2 protein-coding genes are annotated in these 1,704 nt (G+C 64.6%); both read right to left on the bottom strand.

Annotated features, from left to right (window positions below):
- Positions 1 to 39: 39 nt before the first annotated feature.
- The gene (gene nagZ, locus EOA60_RS31750) at positions 40 to 1,059 is read right to left on the bottom strand and encodes a beta-N-acetylhexosaminidase (protein ID WP_066999978.1); all 1,020 of its coding nucleotides are present in this window, start codon (positions 1,057 to 1,059) and stop codon (positions 40 to 42) included.
- 235 nt (positions 1,060 to 1,294) lie between these two features.
- Positions 1,295 to 1,704 (bottom strand): SPOR domain-containing protein (locus EOA60_RS31745; RefSeq protein WP_164899722.1); only part of this gene is annotated, 410 nt, incomplete at its 5' end.

Below are 1,704 nucleotides of genomic sequence, written 5' to 3'. Positions count from 1 at the left end.
GTCCAATGTTTCCGCCACTTGCCTTGCTTTCCCTTCGGTTCAGGCCACCGCGTCGAAATAGGTGGCGAATTCCGCGCGTATGGTGCTTTCGTCCGCGACGTCGCGGTCCTTTATATAGGCCAGCGCCCGCTCCGCTCTCGCCAAGGACTTGCCTTCGAGCACCGTCGTACGCGACGCGATCCCCGACATTTCCTCGAAAACGCCGTTGCAGTGAAGGACGAGATCGCAGCCCGCCGCAAGGATCGCGGCCGCCTTTGTCGGGAAATCCCCAGAAAGTGCCTTCATCGAGGTGTCGTCGCTCATCAGGAGCCCGTCGAAGCCGATCTCGCCACGGATCACCTCGTTGACGACCTTGGCCGAGGTCGTCGCCGGATTGTCCGGGTCGATCGCGCTGTAGACGACATGCGCCGTCATCGCCATCGGCAGGTGGTTGAGCGCCTTGAACGGGGCGAAATCATGTTGCCGCAACTCGGCGAGGGGCGTGTCGACCGTCGGCAGCGCGAAATGCGTATCGGCAAAGGCGCGGCCGTGGCCGGGAATATGCTTCATGACCGGCAGGACGCCACCCGACATCAGGCCCTCGGCCGAAGCCCGGCCAAGCTCGATCACGGCATTTGGTTCCATACCATAGGCGCGCGCGCCGATGACATCGCTGGCGCCCGCAATGGGCACGTCGAGCACCGGCAGGCAGTCGGCGGTGATGCCGTGGCGCAGCAGATCGAAGGCGTGAAGCCGCGCGAGCAGCCACGCGGCACGGCGGCCGGCCTCGCGATCGTCGCGCCAAAGCGCGCCGAGCGCTCCGCCTGCAGGATAGTTCGGCGCCAGCGGCGGTCGCAGGCGCTGCACCCTGCCGCCCTCCTGGTCGATGAAGACCGGGGCATCCGGGCGTCCGACGCTCTCGCGCATCGAGGCGACCAGGTCGCGGATCTGCTCGGTCTCGCCGACATTGCGCGCGAACAGGATGAAGCCCCAAGGACGCTCGTCGCCGTAGAAGCGGATTTCATCTTCAGTGAGGGATTTCCCGGCGCAGCCGAGGATCATGGATTTTGATTCGGTCATGGATCGAAGCTTAGAGCAATTCCAGGAAAAGTGTGTAACGGTTTTGCGTCCGGAATTCCGTAAAAACAAGGAGTTATGCGGGTTCGGTGATTCTGCCGGCGCTGAACCGCTCTAAGATTTTGCGAACCAAAGGGGAATCACCCCTGACCGGTGCCGCATGAATGACGACAGCCGTCCACAACGAAAAAGCCGGCGCGGCCTCGCGGCGACGCCGGCTCTGAACGGTGGTAAATGATCAGCGCGACACGAAGCAGGTGCCGCCGGCCGCCTTGTAGTTGGTGCACAGATTGATCGCGTCGTTGCGCGACTGGGCCGGGACCCGGACTCGGTAGAAAGTGCCCTTGCCGGCGATCTGCGCCTTGACGATGTTGGCTGTGCGTCCGGCGAGCACACTTCCGTAACGGCGCTGCAGGTCCTGGTAGGTGGACTGGGCGCTTTCAACCGTCGGCTGCGAAGCGATCTGCATCGACCACGAGCCGCCGCCTGCCGCCGCCGGATCGATGGAGGCGACCTGGTCGGGCTTGACCTCGCCGACGATATCGACCGGCTGATCGGACGGACGCGGCGGCGCCACCGGCACCTTCGCCGGCGTGTTGGCGGACTGGACCCTGGCTTCGGTCTTCGCCGCGGCGGCTAGCTTCACCG

Source organism: Mesorhizobium sp. M1A.F.Ca.IN.020.06.1.1 (genome assembly GCF_004023265.1).
Lineage (GTDB): Bacteria > Pseudomonadota > Alphaproteobacteria > Rhizobiales > Rhizobiaceae > Mesorhizobium.
This window is presented reverse-complemented; position numbering and strand designations above follow the sequence as displayed.

Excerpts from the sequence above, each read along its gene's own strand:
- nagZ (WP_066999978.1), bottom strand. The coding sequence starts at position 1,059 with ATGACCGAATCAAAATCCATGATCCTCGGCTGCGCCGGGAAATCCCTC.